Annotated in this window: 1 pseudogene; it reads left to right on the top strand. The window is 80.2% G+C overall.

The features are described 5' to 3' along the window. Nucleotides 1-1,058 (top strand): annotated as a pseudogene (locus ACWDS7_RS48655) (chromosome segregation protein SMC); the annotation flags it as partial.

Below are 1,058 nucleotides of genomic sequence, written 5' to 3'. Positions count from 1 at the left end.
GCCGCGGCCAGGGCGGCCGCCGACCGGCGCGAGGGGCTGGCCAGGCTCCGGGGCCAGGTCGGCGCCGCGCGCAGCCGGGCCGGGGCCGCCGAGGAGGAGATCGGCCGGCTGGCGCGCTCCCTGGAGGAGGCCGAGCAGCGCGCCGGGCGCGCCCAGGCCGAGCACGACAGCCAGGAGCAGGCCGACCCGGCAGCCGACCCCGCCCTCACCGAGGAGCTGGAGATCGCCCTGGAGACCGTCGACCAGGCCAGGCAGGCCGTCGACCAGGCCAGGGCTGTGGTGGAGGAGGCCAAGTCGGCCGTCGCGGGCCCGGACGCCGGCCTCGGTGCGGCCAGGGCGGCCCTGACCACGGCGCGCCGCGCCGACCAGGAGGCGCAGCGCCAGGTCGCCGCGCTGGAGGCCAGGTTCGAGGCGCTGGAGTTGAGCCTGGCCAGGGGCGCCGACGGCGGTGCGGCGCTGCTCGCGGCCGATCTGGCGGGGGTGCTCGGCCCGGTGGCCGCCATGCTGGCCGTCCGGCCGGGCGCCGAGGTGGCCGTCGCCACCGTTCTGGGCGCGGCCGCCGAGGCCGTCGCCGTGGAGTCCCTGCAGAGCGCGGCCGACGCCATCGACTTCCTGCGGAGCGCGGGCGGCGGCCAGGCGTCCCTGGTCATCGCCGCGGACGGGGCGCAGAGCCCGGCGGGCCCCGTGCCGGTGACCGGCGCCGAATGGGCGGTCGACCTGGTCACCGTCCCGCCGGAGCTGCGGGCCGCCGCCGCCCACCTGCTGGGGGGCGTGCTCGTCGTCGACGATCTGGCGACCGCCAGGAAGGTGGTCGACCAGCGGCCGGAGCTGCGGGCCGTCACCCGTTCCGGTGACCTCCTGGGCGCCTACGCGGCCCGGGGCGGCTCGGCCGGCGGCACCTCGGCCCTCCAGGTGCGGGCCGCGCTCGACGAGGCCGTCGCCGACCTGTCCACGGCCAGGGTGGCCGCCGAGCAGGCGGCGACGGCGCTGGAGGAGGCCGCCGAGGCGGAGGGGGAGGCGCAGCTCGCGGTCGAGGCCGCCCAGGCGGGCGTGGCCGA

Source organism: Streptosporangium sp. NPDC003464 (assembly GCF_053588315.1).
This window is presented reverse-complemented; position numbering and strand designations above follow the sequence as displayed.